The organism is Mesorhizobium sp. B3-1-6, assembly GCF_006439555.1.
Taxonomy (GTDB): domain Bacteria; phylum Pseudomonadota; class Alphaproteobacteria; order Rhizobiales; family Rhizobiaceae; genus Mesorhizobium.
The window spans coordinates 184,806-200,173 of record NZ_VFTM01000002.1 but is presented as its reverse complement, the minus strand read 5'-3'; the positions used below and the strand labels follow the sequence as shown (position 1 = coordinate 200,173).

The following is a 15,368-nucleotide window of genomic DNA, read 5'->3' as shown; positions in this document are numbered from 1 at the left end:
TTTTGAGCATGATCTCGGGGATCATGCCCCGGCCAATCAGATCCGGATCCCGAAGCGGATGCCGTCATAGATGGCGGCGTGGATGTTGCGCGAGGCAACCGCGTCGCCGATGCGAAACATCACGAAGCCGCCTTCGGCATTGCGCGCGGGGAAGATGTCGCCGCCGCTCACCAGCCGCTCATAGTCGACCGCACCGCCATTCTTCGACAGGGGCTTGAGCGACAGATAAAGATCGTCGAGCGGTGCGGTGCCATGCTCGACCACCACCTGGTCGACGCGCCGCTCGCCACGCCAGCCATCGGCGAAGTCCGATGCCAGCTCGGCGATGAGCTGGTTGCCCTCGCGCCGCACCGAGCGCAGGCGCGTGTTGATGGTGACGGTGACGCCCTTTTCATGGAAAACGCGCATGTAGGGCACGTGGTTCAGGCCACCCATTTCCGGTGCGAAGAAGCGCTCGGGCGAGACAAGCTCCAGCCTGGAGCCACTGTTGGCGATGAGCTCGGCGGCGCCCATGCCCTGATGGCCGCCATTGTCGTCGTAAAGCAGCACGTTCTCGGCCGGCTTGACACTGCCGGCCATGATGTCCCAGCTCGAGGTGACGAGATTGTCGCCGGCCGTCAGCGGCGGGTTCTGCGGCAGGCCGCCGGTGGCGACGATCACCACATCCGGCGCCAGCGCCAGCACATCGTCCTTCTCGGCCCAGGTATCGTAGCGGATCTCGACGCCGAGCCTATCCAATTCGGCGAGCCGCCAGTCGATGATGCCGATCAGCTCCTTGCGGCGCGGGTTCTGCGTGGCGAGCCGCACTTGGCCGCCCGCCTCGCTGGAGGCTTCAAGCACCATGACCTGGTGGCCGCGCTCGGCCGCCACGCGAGCCGCTTCCAGACCGCCGGCGCCGGCGCCCACGACCACGACTTTCTTCTTCGGTCCTTCGCTCTTTGCGATGATGTGCGGAACGGTTGCTTCCCGGCCGGTCGCGGCGTTGTGGACGCAAAGCGCCTCGCCGCCCTCATAGATTCGGTCGAGGCAATAGGTCGCGCCGACGCAAGGGCGGATCTCGTGCTCGCGGCCTTCCATTACCTTCTTGATGATATGCGGATCGGCGATATGAGCGCGCGTCATGCCGACCATGTCGAGCTTGCCGGTGGCGATGGCGTGGCGGGCGGTGGCGACGTCGGAAATACGCGCCGCGTGGAAGGTCGGGAACTTCGTCGCCGCCCTCACCTCGCCGGCGAAATCGAGATGCGGCGATGAGCGCATGCCGGTCACCGGAATGACCTTGGTCAGCGACGCATCGGTCTCGATCGTGCCGCGGATGATGTTGAGGAAATCGACCTTGCCGGAATTGGCGAGCCGCTTGGCGATCTCGACGCCCACTTCCTTCGAGATGCCCTTTTCGAAATCCTCGTCGGCGACCATGCGGATGCCGACGATGAATTCTTTACCGACCGCGGCGCGCACGGCGTCGAGCACCATGTCGGTGAAGCGCAGCCGATTGTCGAGCGAGCCGCCGAACTCGTCGTCGCGATGGTTGGTGAGCGGCGACCAGAAGCCGTCCATCAGATGGCCGTAGGATTCGAATTCGATGCCGTCGAGGCCGGCCGCCTGGCAGCGCTGCGCGGCCGAAGCATAGTCGGCGACGATGCGCTCGATGTCCCACTCCTCGATGGTCTTCGGGAAGGCGCGATGCGCCGGCTCGCGCACCGGCGAGGCCGACAGCACCGGCAGCCAGTCGGCCTTGTTCCAGCCCGTGCGGCGGCCGAGATGGGTGATCTGGATCATCACCTTGCAGTCATGCTCATGGCAGGCATCCGCGAGCTCAGCCAGCCACGGCACGATCCTGTCGTCATAGACATGCAGATTGCCGAAGGCGGCCGGGCTGTCGCGCGAGACGATCGCCGAGCCCGCTGTCATGGTCAGCGCCATGCCGCCCTTGGCCTTTTCGGCGTGGTAGAGCCGGTAGCGCTCCTTCGGCATGCCGTCCTCGGAATAGGCCGGTTCATGGCTGGTCGACATCACCCGGTTCTTCAGCGTCAGGTGCTTGAGTTGGTAAGGTTGGAGAAGCGGGTCGTTGCTGGTCATCTTCTTCCTGCCGTTTCAAAATCAAATTGTGCTAATGAGCGCGCCGCGCCCGATTGAACGCGGCGCCAAATGATTGCGCTGCCGCCCGTCGAACCCGTCGGCGGCAGCAAGGAGTTGCCCATGACCGACGCCAAGAACCTCACCCAGCTCGGCAAGCACGTCGAGACGCCACAGAGCCCCGAACAGGCGGTCCTGGAGACCGTGCCGTTCCAGCGCGGCGACGGCCCGCCGGCGATCGTGCGTTTCACTTGCCCGGAATTCACCTCGCTCTGTCCGGTCACCGGCCAGCCCGACTTCGCCCACATCGTTATCGACTACGCGCCCGACCGGACGCTGGTGGAATCGAAGTCGCTGAAGTTGTTCATGACCTCGTTCCGCAACCACGGCGCCTTCCATGAGGAATGCACGGTGATGATCGGCCGCCGCATCGTCGAGGCGACGAAACCGATCTGGCTGCGCGTCGGCGGCTACTGGTTCCCGCGCGGCGGCATCCCCATCGACGTCTTCTGGCAGACCGGCGCGCCGCCCAAGGACGTATGGCTGCCGGATACCGGCGTCGCGCCTTATCGCGGAAGGGGCTGAAATTTGTTGCGAGAAGCCGGCGGGACAGCGCCCCCCTCTGTGCAGGACAGAAGGGGGCGCGAAGGATTGCCGGCGCGGATCTTTAATCGCCATCACTCGCACTGGTACTGGCTGAGCGCCCATTCGCCGGTCACCGACAGAAGATCGGAGATCTTCCAGCCGCCGCCGACCTTCTTCAGCTTCCATTCGAGGCGATGCTGATGGCCTTCGACGACGAAGGCGACGACCACCTTGGCCTCATCGCCGTTGACGGCCTCGATGGTGCGCAGGCTCTTGTCGATGGCGAGCTTGTCATAATCGGCATTGTCGAGCGCCATGTTGGGATCCAGGCATTCGCCCTGCCCCGAGGCGCGCAGCGCATCGCTCTTGTCGAGCACGGTTTTCGCCGGATCGACGAAGTTCTTGCGCTGGACCGGATCGAGCTCGAGCCCGAGATGTTCGTAGAAAGGCTTGACCACCGCCGTCGGCGATCCAGGCAGGACAGGCGCGGGCGGCGGCAGTTCGACCGGCTTGCTTTCCGGCGCCTGGGTTGCGGCGGGCGGCGAGGTATCGACCGCAGGCGGCGACTTGTCGACCGCCGGAGGCGAAGTGTTATCCGCCGGCGCATTGTCGCCCGAGGACGCGCTCGGCGGCGGCGCGCCGAAGAGCCCCTGCGCACAGGCACCGCCGTTCAGCCCCGCGGCCAGCATCGACAAGCTCGACAGCGCAAGGACGAGATGACGAAGCACGGCATCACTCCGTCGAGGCGCCGCATTCCAGCGCGCTGAGCTTCCAGCCGCTGGTCTTGGAGGTGATGTCGGCGATCTTCCACTTGCCGTCCACTTTCTTCAGCGACCACACCATTTCGCGTTTGGAGTCATCGCCTTCCGGAAAAAGATTGAAGTTTGCTGTCACCTCGGCGGTGTCGCCATTGACGGTCTCGGCGAGCTTCAGCGTCTTCGACAGGGTCTTTTGATCGAAATCCTGGGCGTCGAGGCCCGGGTCGAAATCGATGCAGGACACCTCGTCGGGCTTCTCCTTCTGCGCCTTGTCGTTGGCTTCGAACAGCCTGGTGACCGGCTCGGTGAAGCGGTCGCGATATTTGGCGTCCGCCTCGAACTTCACTTCCGGCACGTAGAAGAACTTCACGGCGTTGGACGCCGGCCCGGCAAGCGCGGCGCCGGGCAACGCAATCGACATGGCAGCGGCAAGCACTATCGGCTTCATGCAGGATCTCCGGACGTTCGGCGGCGTGGTGGCAAGATCGCCACCACGCATCCTGCATATCGGCTTTTTTGCGGCTCATGAAGTCCTTGCGCTGTCCTTCTCAGGCATCCAGCCAGACGTTCTGGAAGTCCATTTCATAGGTCTGGTGCATCGAGTAGTTCTTCACCTTCTTGTTCATATGGCAGTAGAGCTTCTGCCAGAAGGGCTGGACGATGACGCCGGAGTCCTGCAGGATCGTCTCGACATCCTTCATCACCTCCTTGCGCTTGGCGACGTCGACGAGCGACAGCGCCTCCTTGAGCTTGGCGTCGAAATCCGGGTTGGAATAAGCCGTTTCGTTCCAGGCCTCGCCGGTGCGGTAGCCGAGCGCCAGCACCTGGACGCCCAGCGGGCGCATGTACCAGATGGTCATGGAATAAGGATATTTCGTCCAGTCGTTCCAGAAGGTCGAGCCCGGCAGCACCGTGCGCTTCACCTTGATGCCGGCGTCGCGCAACTGGCCGGCGATCGCGTCGCCGGTGTTCTTTTGCCATTCGTCCTCGACCGTGATCAGCTCATGCTCGAAGTCGGCCTGGCCAGCGTCGGCCATCAGCTTCTTGGCGCCAGCGGCGTCGCGCTCCTTCTTGGGCAGCGGATAGTATTCGGGATGGATCGGGCTGACGTGGTGGTTCTCGCCGACCGTGCCGCGCCCATTGTAGCCGAGCTGCATCACCTGGTTGTTGTCGACCGCCATTTGCAGCGCGTTGCGCACCCGCTTGTCGTCATAGGGCTTGTGCGTGACGTTGGTGCGGGCAACGAGCGTGGTTGCCGTCGCCACCTCCGATTTCACCAGATCCATCTTGTCGAGCGGGTCGATGAAGTCGGCCGGCGTCTCGAAATCGAGATCGATCTCGCCGGAATCGAAGGCATTCAGCGTGGCGTTGAAGTCAGTGCCGTAGTCGATGAACTCGACCCCGTCGAGCGGTGCTTCGCCGCCCCACCACTTGCCGTTCTCGCGGCGCTTGACGACCGCCTTCGACCCCACCGAATAAGACACCAGCTCGAAGGCTCCGGTGCCGATCGGCTTCTTGATCGGATCGGCGCCATCCTTGTCGAAGTCCCGGTGGACGACCAGGGCCGGATAGTCGGTGAGGCCCGGGATAATGGCGATATCGGCTTCGTTGAGCTTCAGCTTGACCGTGTGGTCGTCGACCTTGGTGATCGCGCCATCCTTGGCCTTGCCGGTCTTGGCGTCGATCAGCGCGCCGACACGGGCGGCCATGGAATTGCCGGACGCCCCCTTCTCGCACCAGCGGTTCAGATTGGCGACCACGTCGTCGGCGTTGAAGGCATCGCCATTGTTCCAGGTGACGCCCTTGCGCAGATGCAGCGTGTATTCGGTGGCGTCGTCATTGACGTCCCAGCTTTCGAGCAGCACCGGCTCGAAGGTGAACTGGTGCGTGTAGCGCACCAGCGGCTCCAGCCAGGTGCGGGTGATGTTCGCCATCTCCGTCCAGTCATAGGTGCGCGGGTCCTTCTGCGCCTTGACCGACATCGCGACATGCAGCGTTCCGCCCTTCTTGGGCTCATCGGCGAGTGCCTTGGTCGGCACGGCAAGGCCGAGCATGCCATAGGCGAAAGCCGTCGACGCGCCGAAGGCGCTCGCCAGAGCCAGGAATTCGCGCCGGTCGACACGACCCGCCCGCGCTTCCTCTGCCATCGCTTCGATAGCGGCCGGGACCCTGTCACCATTGCTTCTGAAAAGTGTCATTCTCGTTCTCCCATTGATTTCTTCAGGTCTTCGCCCGGTTGGTTTCAACTAACGCTGCTATCCATCAACTAACGCTGTCCGGCAGCTTTTCCTCACGCCGCGCGATCAAATCCGCGAGACCCTCGGCAATGCCCTCGTCGAGCTTCGGTTCCTGGTAGTCGGCGAGCATGGCGCGCGCCTTTTCGCGACCGCGCGTGTCATGGTCCTTCGCGCCTTCGGCGTTCCATTGCTCGAAGGAATTGAAGTCCATGATGTTCGGCATGAAGAAGGCGCTCTCGAAATGCTCGAGCGTGTGCTGCGTGCCGAGGAAATGCCCTTGTGGACCGACCTCGCGGATCGCCGCCATCGCTTCCTTGAAATCGTCGAAAGGCACGCCGCCGGCATATTTGTACCAGCCGACCAGCTGCTCGCAGTCGGTGGCGAATTTCGAATAGCCGCAGGTGAGGCCCGCTTCCAGCCAGCCGGCGGAATGCCAGATGTAATTGGCGCCGGAGAGGATCGCGGCATGCATCAGCATGTTCGCCTCATAGCCGGCCTGCGCGTCGTTGAGCTTGGAGCCGACATGGAAGCCGGAGGTGCGCCAGGGCAATTTGTATTTCCTGGCCAGCGCACCCATCAGATACATCATCTGGGCCGCCTCCGGCGTGCCGCCCATCGGAGCGCCGGTCTTCATGTCGACGGTGACCATGAACTGGCCGTAGATCTGCGGCGAGCCCGGGCGGATGAGCTGGGTCAGGGCCACGCCGGCAAGCGCCTCGGCGTTGACCTGCGCCACGGCCCCGACGGCGGAAGCCGAGGTCGACGCGCCGCACAGCGCGAAGGGCGCCAGGATCAGCGGCTGATTGTGGCTGGCATAGACCCGCATGGCGTCGATCATGGTGGCATCCCACACCAGCGGCGAATTGCAGTTGGTGATCGCCACCAGCACAGGGTTGTCGCGCACGAAGTCCTCGCCAAAGACGATGCCAGCCATCGCCATCGTGTCCTCGGCGCGTTCCTTCGACGTCACGATGCCCATGAACGGCTTGTCGGAATGTTTCAGGGCCGAATGGATGATGTGCAGATGCCGCTTCGGCACGGCGATTTCCATCGGCTCGCAGATGACCGAGCTCGACGAATGCAGCGCCGGCGCCATGTAGGCCATCTTGTGGAAATTGTTGAGGTCGGCGAGCGTGCCGTAACGGCGCTGGTTGTCGAGGTCGCGGATATAGGGCGCGCCATACATCGGCACGAAGATCGAGTTCTTGCCGCCGACGCGCACGGTGCGCTCGGGGTTGCGCGCGTTGAGCGTGAATTCCGCCGGAACCTTCGAGACGAGTTCCATCAGCAAAGCGCGGTCGATACGGACGCGCGTCTCCCGCACGTCCGCGCCGGCCGCTTTCCAGAGCTCGATCGCCCCGTCGTCGCGGAATTCGCACCCCACCTCCTCGAGGATCTTGAGCGATTCCTCGTGGATCAGCTCCACCGCCTCGTCAGGCACGATCTCGTAAGCGGGGATCTTGCGGACAAGGGTCGGGAAGGACGCGATCGGCGTGCTTCTCAGCGCCTTGCGGCCAAGACGGCCACCGCCGCGGCGGTGGGTCTGTTCGGTCAATTCAACGGCCGGTGCGTTCATGGAGCCTCCTTCTTCCCGCCACTCACGTTAGCGAGGCAAAATATGGCTGTGACGCTGGAAAATCCTGATCTTCTGTATAAGCTCACCTTATGCGAAGCCTGCGCCACCTCCTGCCCTCAGCCGGCAGCCTCATCGTCTTCGAAGCCGCGGGCCGGCTGTCGAGCTTCACCGCCGCCGGACGCGAGCTCGGCATGACCCAGGCGGCCGTCTCCTATGCCGTGCGCGGCCTGGAGGAGCAGCTCGGCGCCAAGCTCTTCCAACGGCGCCACCGCCAGGTGATTCTGACGGAGGCCGGCGAGCGCTTCCATGCCGACGTCTCGCTCGGCCTGTCGCATATCCGCAAATCGGCGGAGGACCTGCGCCTGCAGGCGACGGGCGGGCACGTGACGCTTGCCGCCTCGACAGCCTTCGGCTCGTTCTGGATGATGCCGCGCCTGCAGCAGTTCCGCGACGAACTGCCGGGCGTCGACCTGCGCATCCAGACCGCCGACCGCGATCTCGACATCATCGCCGAGGGCATTCCGCTCGGGGTGCGCGGCGGCGTGCCGCGCGACTGGCCGGACTATCACTCGCTGTCGCTCTCCGATGAGGAGATCTTCCCGGTCGCGGGACCGAGCTATCTCGCCAAATTCGGCAAGCCGAGGACGGTCGAGGAACTGGCCACGCACCGGCTGATCCATCTCGAGGAGCCCTATCGCGAGGCGCCGAACTGGGACGAATGGTTTGCTTCGGCCGGAACCAGCCTGCGCAACGCAGAGCGCGGCTTGCGCATCAACGATTATGCGCTGGTGATCCAGGCGGTGATGGAGGGGCAAGGCATCTCGCTCGGATGGCGGCATCTGGTCGAGCGGCTGGTTGCGTCCGGGCTGCTGGTGCCGGTGACGGACCATGTGATGCGGACCGGCATCGGCTTCCACGTGATCTGGCCGAAGAACCGCGACCTCAGCGACAATGCGCGCAGGGTCAGGGACTGGCTGGTGGCGCAGGCGTGAAACTGCGCACCGCAAGCCGGCGCATAGCCAGTTCACGGTGCGGCCGACAGGCTCACACCGAGCCGTCGTTCTTCAACCCGAGCACATCGATCCTGTCGATGGTCGGCGGTCCGGCAAACAGCGTCTCGGCATTGGCCATCAAGGCCTTGGCGATCTCGCCGGTGAGATGCGCCTCGCGCCCGGCTTCGTCGTGAAAGGCGTCGAAAACGCCGAAGACGCTTGGCGAAAGCTGCAGGGCAAACCAGATCGGCGTCCCGGCCTCCCGGTTGGCAAGCTGCAGCCCGGCCTGCAGGAAGGCGGCGACGTCCTTTTCCTTGCCGGGCTTGGCTTCGAAACGGGCGAACAGTGCAAGCTTGATCATTTCTTCTCTCCTTCGGTTTCGGTGCACGGCCAGATCGACCGTCGCGGAGCAGGGTCGCAGCACTGAAGCGAAAACAGTATTGGCAGAAATGACTTCTTTGATACCATTCTTGCCATGAACATTTCCGTACTTGTTCTCGACGGCGCATTCGACACCGGGCTGGCCTGCGTTCTGGACGTCTTCGGCACGGCCAACGAACTCGCCGCCATGCTGCCGGCGCCGCCCAACCGCTTCGTCACCACCATCGTGGGGGTTAGCGACAGCGTGCGCACCGCACAGGGAATGCAAGTGCCAGCCGTGCCGATTGGCAGCGAACCAGCCCCCGACTGGCTTTTGATCCCTGCGCTCGGCCAGAAAATGCCCGAGCCACTAGGCGCTGCCCTGAAGCGGAACGATGTCGGCGCGGCGGTCGAAGCGCTGCAGGCTCGTGCCGGCGACGGCACACGCATCGGCGCGGCGTGCATCGGCACCTTCGTTCTCGCCGAAAGCGGCCTGCTCGACGGACGGCCATCGACGACGACATGGTGGTTGGCGCCGATGTTCAGGCAGCGTTATCCCGGAGTACGGCTCGACGCTTCACGCATGCTGGTCAATGACGGCCAATTCGTCACCGCGGGCGCAGCGCTCGGCCATATCGATCTCGCTTTGCTGGTGATCCGGCAGGCAAGTCCGGAACTCGCTGCGATGACCGCGAAATATCTGATCGTCGACAGCCGGCCGCTCCAATCTGCCTACGCAATTTCAGATCACCTTGCCCATTCGAATCCGCTGGTCGAGCGCTTCGAACGCTGGGCGCGTGGACGGCTTGCCGACGGTTTCAACCTCGATGAGGCGGCCGCGGCGCTCGGCGCCAGCAAGCGCACACTGTCACGGCGCGTCAACGATGTGCTGGGCAAGACGCCGCTGTCCTTCTTCCAGGATCTGCGCGTCGAACAGGCGGTGCATCTCTTGAAAACCACATCGGACAGCGTCGAGGAGATCGCGGCCAAGGTCGGCTACGGCGATGGGGTGACGTTGCGCAACTTGTTGCGGCGACGGCTGCGCAAGGGGGTGCGCGAGATCCGCGCCGCCAGCTGATCCACCGCCGCCGTCATTCTGTCCCTCCCCCACCGGCCGCGAATCCGCCTATAATGACCGCATGCCCATCCGCCAGCTTTCCGAAACGATGATCAACCAGATCGCTGCCGGCGAGGTCATCGAGCGTCCGGCGAGCGTGGTGAAGGAGCTGGTCGAGAATGCCCTCGATGCCGGCGCCTCGCGCGTCGAGATCGTCACGGCGGGCGGCGGTCTGAACCTCATCCGCGTCACCGATGACGGCTCGGGCATTCCCGAAAAGGAGCTGGCGCTGGCGATCGCGCGGCACTGCACCTCGAAGCTCTCCGACGACATCCACGACATCCGCTCGCTCGGCTTCCGCGGCGAGGCGCTGCCCTCGATCGGTTCCGTCGCGCGGCTGTCGATCCGCTCGCGCACGGCAAGCGGCGACAGCGCGGCCGAGATCGCCATCGACGGCGGGCGCGTCTTACCGGTGAAGCCGGCGGCGGCCAATCGCGGCACCACGGTCGAAGTGCGCGACCTCTTCTTCGCCACGCCGGCCAGGCTCAAATTCATGAAGGGCGAGCGCGCCGAAAGCTCGGCCACCAGCGACGTGGTGAAGCGCATCGCGATCGCTTTCCCGGCCGTGCGCTTCACGCTTGCCGGTCCCGACCGCTCGACGCTGGAACTGCCGGCTACGGACGACACGCCGGAAGGCCGCCTTGCCCGCGTCGCGCAGGTGATGGGCAAGGATTTTCCCGACAATGCCATTGCCATCGATGCCGCGCGGGAGGGTGTCCACCTCGCCGGCCACGTCTCGATCCCGTCCTACACGCGGGCGAACGCGCTGCAGCAATATGCCTATGTCAACGGACGGCCGGTGCGCGACAAGCTGATCGCCGGCGCGATCCGCGGTGCCTTCGCCGACGTTCTGCCGCGCGACCGGCATGCGGTGACGGTGCTGTTCCTGTCGCTTGATCCATCGACCGTCGACGTGAATGTCCATCCGGCCAAGGCCGATGTGCGGTTCCGCGATCCCGGACTGGTGCGCGGGCTGATCGTCGGCGCCATCCGCGAGGCGCTGGCCGGCGCCGGCATCCGCGCGGCGACCACGGGGGCCGCCGGCATGATGGCGGCATTCCGGCCGGGGGCGGCGCCCTACTCGCATGCCGGCCCGGCCAACGGCCATCGCAGCTACGAGGCCGCTTATCACGCTTCCGGCTCCGGAGGCTTCGATCCGTTGCGCTCGGCGCAGCGGCCACTCGACATGGGCTACGCTGAACCAAGGCCGCGGTCCAATGGCTTTGCCGAAAACGAGCAGGCCGCCTTCGACACCGGCCCGCTCGCCAGTGCCGACGCTCGGGCCGGCGTCGCTGAGCCGACTGAGGCGCTGCTCGGCATGGTGCTGGGTGCGGCGCGCGCGCAGGTGCATGAGAACTACATCGTCGCCCAGACGCGGGATTCGCTCGTCATCGTCGACCAGCATGCCGCGCATGAGCGGCTGGTCTACGAGGCGCTGAAGAATGCGCTGCATGCGCGCGCGGTGCCTTCGCAGATGTTGCTTTTGCCCGAGATCGTCGACCTGCCGGAAGAAGATGCCGAGCGGCTGGCGATGCATTCCGACACGCTCGCCAAATTCGGCCTCGGCCTCGAGCGCTTCGGCCCCGGCGCGGTGGCGGTGCGCGAGACGCCGTCGATGCTGGGCGAGACCAATGTACAGCAGCTGGTGCGCGACCTTGCCGACGAGATCGCCGACAACGACACCGTCGAGACGCTGAAGGAACGGCTGGACAGAATAGCCGCGACCATGGCCTGCCACGGCTCGGTGCGGTCAGGCCGGCTGCTCAAGGCCGAGGAGATGAACGCGCTGCTGCGCCAGATGGAGGCGACGCCCGGCTCCGGTACCTGCAACCACGGCCGCCCGACCTATATCGAGCTCAAGCTCGCCGACATAGAAAGGCTGTTCGGGCGGCGGTGATCTCTTGGCTGTTGCGCATTGCCAAGGTTTGGTGAGATGTGCCTGAGCATCATTTCTTCAGATGGTATTTTCTTGTCTTGAGGTTGAGGACATAGTCGTTCGCGCTTGCGAATTTGCCGCCTCCAAAATCCACTGAAATGATGACCTTGCCGCCCTCCACCCATTTTTGCACGTTCATGTAAATGGGCGTCGTCGAGATACCGGCGTTGCAGTCCTCGTCGTCGAAGCCGATCTCCTGAACGGCCTTCTTTTTCTTCTTGTCGATCACCAGCATTTTCGTCATGCAGATGCCGGCGTCGGACTTTGTGTAGATCCCCGCAAATCTGTCGCGGTTCGTTTCAGCCCAAAAGGGAATTTCGACGGTCCCGTCGATCTTCAGGTCGCCTGTATCGTCGAGACTCGCGACCTTTCTGAGCGTAACGGGAAGCTTGTCCGCGCCTTTGCTCCAGCTTCCCACCCCGCCGCTGTCACTGATCTCGAGAGAGAAAGGACATCCCGTGGTGTCGACGGGTGTCCTCGACCCCATGACGAGGACGCGTTGAAATTCCTTGTCGTCCGCGATCTCGCACAGCGTCAGCTTTGAGCCCTCCGCCTTGCCGTAGATCGCAATCGGGTTTTGCCTGGCGTCGTAGAAATAGCTTCCTTCGACGGTGATGCCGCTGCCGAAGCTGGCATAGCGCTGCAGGGAGAAATGGACCGGGTTCGGCCCGATGGAGCCTTCGTAGTTTTCCACTTGATACCAGCCCGCGAAGGCTTTCCCGCTCAGCATGAGCAAACAGAAAAACGCGGCTACAAGCCCTCTTCCCATCCCGGTCCCCCTCATCAAGTCCGATCAGGATAGCTCGCCCTGTGCCTACATCACAGAGGGCATCGGTGACGGATCGCAAATCATCAATCGAGTCGGGAAACGATCACAACTCTCTGATCTACCGCTTCAAATTCACCACGATCACGCCGCCCAGCGCCAGCGCGCTGCCGAGGATGCCTAGCAGCGACGGCACTTCGCCCAGCCAGAAGAAGCCGATCAAGGCGGAGGTCGGCGAGACGAGGTAGAGAAAGTTCGACGCACGTGCGGCAGGCAGGCGCGAGAGCGCGGTCGCCCAGGCGGCATAGGCGATCAACGAGGGCACGATGCCGAGATAGATGACGGCGCCGAGACCGGCGGTGTCGGCGACCACCGCCTGCGAAAACGCTTCCGGCAGAAACGGCGACAGGCAGAGCGCGCCGAGCACCATATTGGAAGCGGATATCGTCAGCGGATGATGGCGGGCAAAGAGCGGCTTCTGGACGATGGTGTTGACGGCGGAGCACAGGGCGGAACCCAAGACAAGCAGCGCGCCGGCGTTGAAATGCAGGCCGTGCCCATCGGCGACCGCGATGATGCCGATGCCGGCGAAGGAAATGACGGTGCCCAGCCAGGCAAGCCCCGAGAAGCGCTCGCCAAGCAGCGCCATCGCCATGATGGCGGTGAAGATTGGGCTGACATTGATGATAAAGCCGGCCGCGCCCGCCGAGACGGTGAGCTCGCCGAAATTGAGCATGGCGGTGTAGAGCGCGACGAAGATGGCGCCGCCGAAGCCGAAGCGCCACAATTCGTCGATCCTGGGCAGCGCCGGGCGCTTCACCGCGAGGAAGATGGCGGCCGGGACCGCCGCGATGGTAAAGCGCAGCGCGCCGAGCTCCAGCGGCTGGAAGGCGGCAAGGCCGGCGCGGATTGCCGGGAAAGCCGAGGCCCAGCCGATGACCGTCAACGTCACCGCGATCGCGGCGGTGGTGTCCATGCGCTGTGTCTCATTCAACGTGCCGGTGTAAGCGCTCATTGCCGTAACCTCGTCTTTCCGTGTCATGGACGCAGAAAACGCCATTGCCGGGCAATTGACAAACGACCAATTCGAGGGTCAGCTGTGAATATGGATCACAGCTCTAACCAGATACTGCCGCTCGAAACCTTGCGCGCCTTCGATGCGGCGGCGCGTATGGGGAGTTTTTCCGCGGCGGCTGAAAAACTCAACCTCACCCATGGCGCGGTGAGCCGCCAGATCGCCAAGCTGGAGGACTGGCTTGGCTTGAAGGTGTTCGAGCGCAACGCGCGTGGCGTGACGCTGACGATCGAGGGCAACCGCCTGCATTTGCGGACCACCGAGGCTTTCGCGCTGATCTCGGTCAACTCCGACCGCTGGGTCGAGCCGCGCGGCACCGCCGTGGTGCGGCTGGCTTCGATCCCGTCGGTGAGCGGGCTATGGCTGATGCCGCGCATGGCCGCATTGGAGAACCATCCGACCAAGCTGCGCATCGTGCTCGACGTCGACAACCGCCAGGCCGACCTCGCCGACGAAGGCATCGACCTTTCGGTGCGCTGCGGGCGCGGCCGCATCCCGGGCCGCGTCTCGGTGCAGCTGTTTGAGGAGCATATTTTCCCGATCGCCTCGCCCGAGCTGGCGAAGGAGATCGGACGAGGCGACCCAGCCCGGCTGCTGAAATTCCCGCTGATCAACGATTCCGACGCTTCCGCTTGGCGCGCCTGGTTCGCGGCGCAGGACGTGGATTATCGCCCGCGCCCGCAGGACCGGCGTTTCGAAGACTATAATCTGGTGCTCGACGCGGCGGCGCACGGGCTGGGTATCGCGCTGGCGCGACCGCCACTCACGGCGGACCAGATCGGGTCCGGCCGTATCGTCGCCGTCGATGAGCGCGTCGCGCTCAATCCGGTGTCTTATTGGATGGACCGCCCGGTCGGCCGGCCGCGCGCGGCGGCGGCGGACCTTGCCAGGCGCATCGCCGAACAGGCAGGGCTTGCTCCGGAAAAGCCCGAAGCTTTCCTTCAGGACGACGGCTAAAGCGCGTCGCGCTGAAACGGATTCAGCGACGAGCTTAAGTCTTTGTTTTGATGCATGTCGTTGTCCCAGAACCGCTGCGCACTTCCGGGTGACATGCATCGGAGCGTTTCACCGTTTCACGAAAACGGCGAACCGCTCCATCTCCTTATTTTTTGACGCAATTCCGGACGGAAAGGCTACGGCGAAGTCGCCGGACCTAACCGCTCGCGCTTTTCCTGGAATTGCTCTGAGCGGGGTTAGCGAAGCAGCAGCACCATGATCGTTGCCGTCACCGCAGAGACGATGGCCGTGACAACCGAGATCGTCCAAAGGGATATCGGCGGGGCTTCCGATCGCGGGGCGTGTCCAGCCGGGCGGACGGAGGCACCGCGCGGCTGAGGCGCATTGGCATTGGCCGCGACCAGCGCTGAAGCGGAAGCGATGGCCGGCGAAAACGTGGATAATGTGGGCGCAACCGCGGGCCTGGACGTATTGTCGGTAACCGCTGCCGGTGGCGGGACGAAGCCGCGTGGGGCCTGATCGGTATCCGTCGCCGCCCTGCCGGTCGAGGGTCTTGCCGGCGTACCGTCGGCGGCGGCATCGGGCTCCATGACGGCCCGGTAGGCGTCCTCGACCTCGGAGGACGACAGGCGTTGCGATGCCTGAGCGGCCTGGCGCGGCTGCGCGCTTTGCAGCGACTGGGCCGCGATTTGCGCCGCCTGCCCCGTCGTGGGCGCCGGCGGCTGGATCAGCGCCTTGATCAAAGCCGTCGTCGCCGGATCGGCCTTGGGCGACGGCACCGCCTGCGGCGTGAGCGCCTCATTGATCAGCGTGTTCAGGCGGGTCGAGGCGATGTCCATGCCGGATTCCGGAAACCGTTTTGCCGCTCAGCCATACTGGATGAGCATTGCGTCAAGCTTGACGTTGCTTGCGATTTGTGGCGATTGAAAC

General features: G+C 64.4%; 14 protein-coding genes. 5 read left to right on the top strand and 9 right to left on the bottom strand.

What is annotated here, in order from left to right; translation table 11 throughout:
* Positions 1-36: 36 nt before the first annotated feature.
* Positions 37-2,082, bottom strand: a complete 2,046-nt coding sequence (locus FJ414_RS03235) for an NADH:flavin oxidoreductase (protein ID WP_140641233.1) — start codon at positions 2,080-2,082, stop codon at positions 37-39.
* Positions 2,083-2,202: 120 nt separating this feature from the next.
* Between FJ414_RS03235 and queF the strand changes: the two genes are divergently transcribed.
* Entirely contained in the window at positions 2,203-2,664 is a 462-nt protein-coding gene (gene queF / locus FJ414_RS03230; RefSeq protein WP_140641231.1) for a preQ(1) synthase, read from the top strand.
* Between the two features lie 92 nt (positions 2,665-2,756).
* Here queF and FJ414_RS03225 read toward each other — a convergent pair whose 3' ends face one another.
* The 4 genes from FJ414_RS03225 to FJ414_RS03210 all read right to left on the bottom strand — a co-directional run bounded on the left by FJ414_RS03225 (position 2,757) and on the right by FJ414_RS03210 (position 7,235).
* Positions 2,757-3,392 carry a hypothetical protein gene (locus FJ414_RS03225; RefSeq protein WP_140641229.1) on the bottom strand — a complete coding sequence of 212 codons (636 nt, stop codon included), beginning with the start codon at positions 3,390-3,392 and terminating at the stop codon, positions 2,757-2,759.
* Positions 3,393-3,396: 4 nt separating this feature from the next.
* Positions 3,397-3,870, bottom strand: a complete 474-nt coding sequence (locus FJ414_RS03220; RefSeq protein ID WP_140641227.1) for a DUF3828 domain-containing protein — start codon at positions 3,868-3,870, stop codon at positions 3,397-3,399.
* Positions 3,871-3,970: 100 nt separating this feature from the next.
* A complete protein-coding gene (locus FJ414_RS03215) occupies positions 3,971-5,620 on the bottom strand; it encodes an ABC transporter substrate-binding protein (RefSeq protein WP_140641225.1) in 1,650 nt (549 codons plus the stop codon).
* Between the two features lie 64 nt (positions 5,621-5,684).
* Complete coding sequence (locus FJ414_RS03210; RefSeq protein ID WP_140641223.1) at positions 5,685-7,235, bottom strand: trimethylamine methyltransferase family protein; 1,551 nt, start codon at positions 7,233-7,235, stop codon at positions 5,685-5,687.
* Positions 7,236-7,324: 89 nt separating this feature from the next.
* Between FJ414_RS03210 and FJ414_RS03205 the strand changes: the two genes are divergently transcribed.
* Positions 7,325-8,227: a LysR substrate-binding domain-containing protein gene (locus FJ414_RS03205; protein ID WP_140641221.1), complete on the top strand. Its 903-nt coding sequence runs from the start codon at positions 7,325-7,327 to the stop codon at positions 8,225-8,227.
* Positions 8,228-8,279: 52 nt separating this feature from the next.
* Here the strand turns inward: FJ414_RS03205 and FJ414_RS03200 are convergent, their stop codons facing one another.
* Complete coding sequence (locus tag FJ414_RS03200; RefSeq protein ID WP_140641219.1) at positions 8,280-8,588, bottom strand: antibiotic biosynthesis monooxygenase; 309 nt, start codon at positions 8,586-8,588, stop codon at positions 8,280-8,282.
* A gap of 114 nt (positions 8,589-8,702) precedes the next feature.
* Here FJ414_RS03200 and FJ414_RS03195 point away from each other — a divergent pair, with 114 nt between their 5' ends.
* Complete coding sequence (locus tag FJ414_RS03195) at positions 8,703-9,665, top strand: helix-turn-helix domain-containing protein (protein WP_140641217.1); 963 nt, start codon at positions 8,703-8,705, stop codon at positions 9,663-9,665.
* Positions 9,666-9,726: 61 nt separating this feature from the next.
* Entirely contained in the window at positions 9,727-11,601 is a 1,875-nt protein-coding gene (gene mutL / locus FJ414_RS03190; RefSeq protein WP_140641215.1) for a DNA mismatch repair endonuclease MutL, read from the top strand.
* Positions 11,602-11,650: 49 nt separating this feature from the next.
* On the opposite strand, the gene FJ414_RS03185 is transcribed toward mutL, so the two are convergent.
* Together FJ414_RS03185 and FJ414_RS03180 are read right to left on the bottom strand one after the other, a co-directional pair.
* The gene (locus tag FJ414_RS03185; RefSeq protein WP_140641213.1) at positions 11,651-12,409 is read right to left on the bottom strand and encodes a hypothetical protein; all 759 of its coding nucleotides are present in this window, start codon (positions 12,407-12,409) and stop codon (positions 11,651-11,653) included.
* 118 nt (positions 12,410-12,527) lie between these two features.
* The gene (locus FJ414_RS03180; RefSeq protein WP_140641211.1) at positions 12,528-13,421 is read right to left on the bottom strand and encodes a DMT family transporter; all 894 of its coding nucleotides are present in this window, start codon (positions 13,419-13,421) and stop codon (positions 12,528-12,530) included.
* Positions 13,422-13,511: 90 nt separating this feature from the next.
* Between FJ414_RS03180 and FJ414_RS03175 the strand changes: the two genes are divergently transcribed.
* The gene (locus tag FJ414_RS03175; protein ID WP_140641209.1) at positions 13,512-14,438 is read left to right on the top strand and encodes a LysR substrate-binding domain-containing protein; all 927 of its coding nucleotides are present in this window, start codon (positions 13,512-13,514) and stop codon (positions 14,436-14,438) included.
* A 236-nt stretch (positions 14,439-14,674) separates the two neighbouring features.
* Here FJ414_RS03175 and FJ414_RS03170 read toward each other — a convergent pair whose 3' ends face one another.
* Complete coding sequence (locus FJ414_RS03170) at positions 14,675-15,277, bottom strand: hypothetical protein (RefSeq protein WP_140641207.1); 603 nt, start codon at positions 15,275-15,277, stop codon at positions 14,675-14,677.
* Positions 15,278-15,368 lie beyond the last annotated feature (91 nt).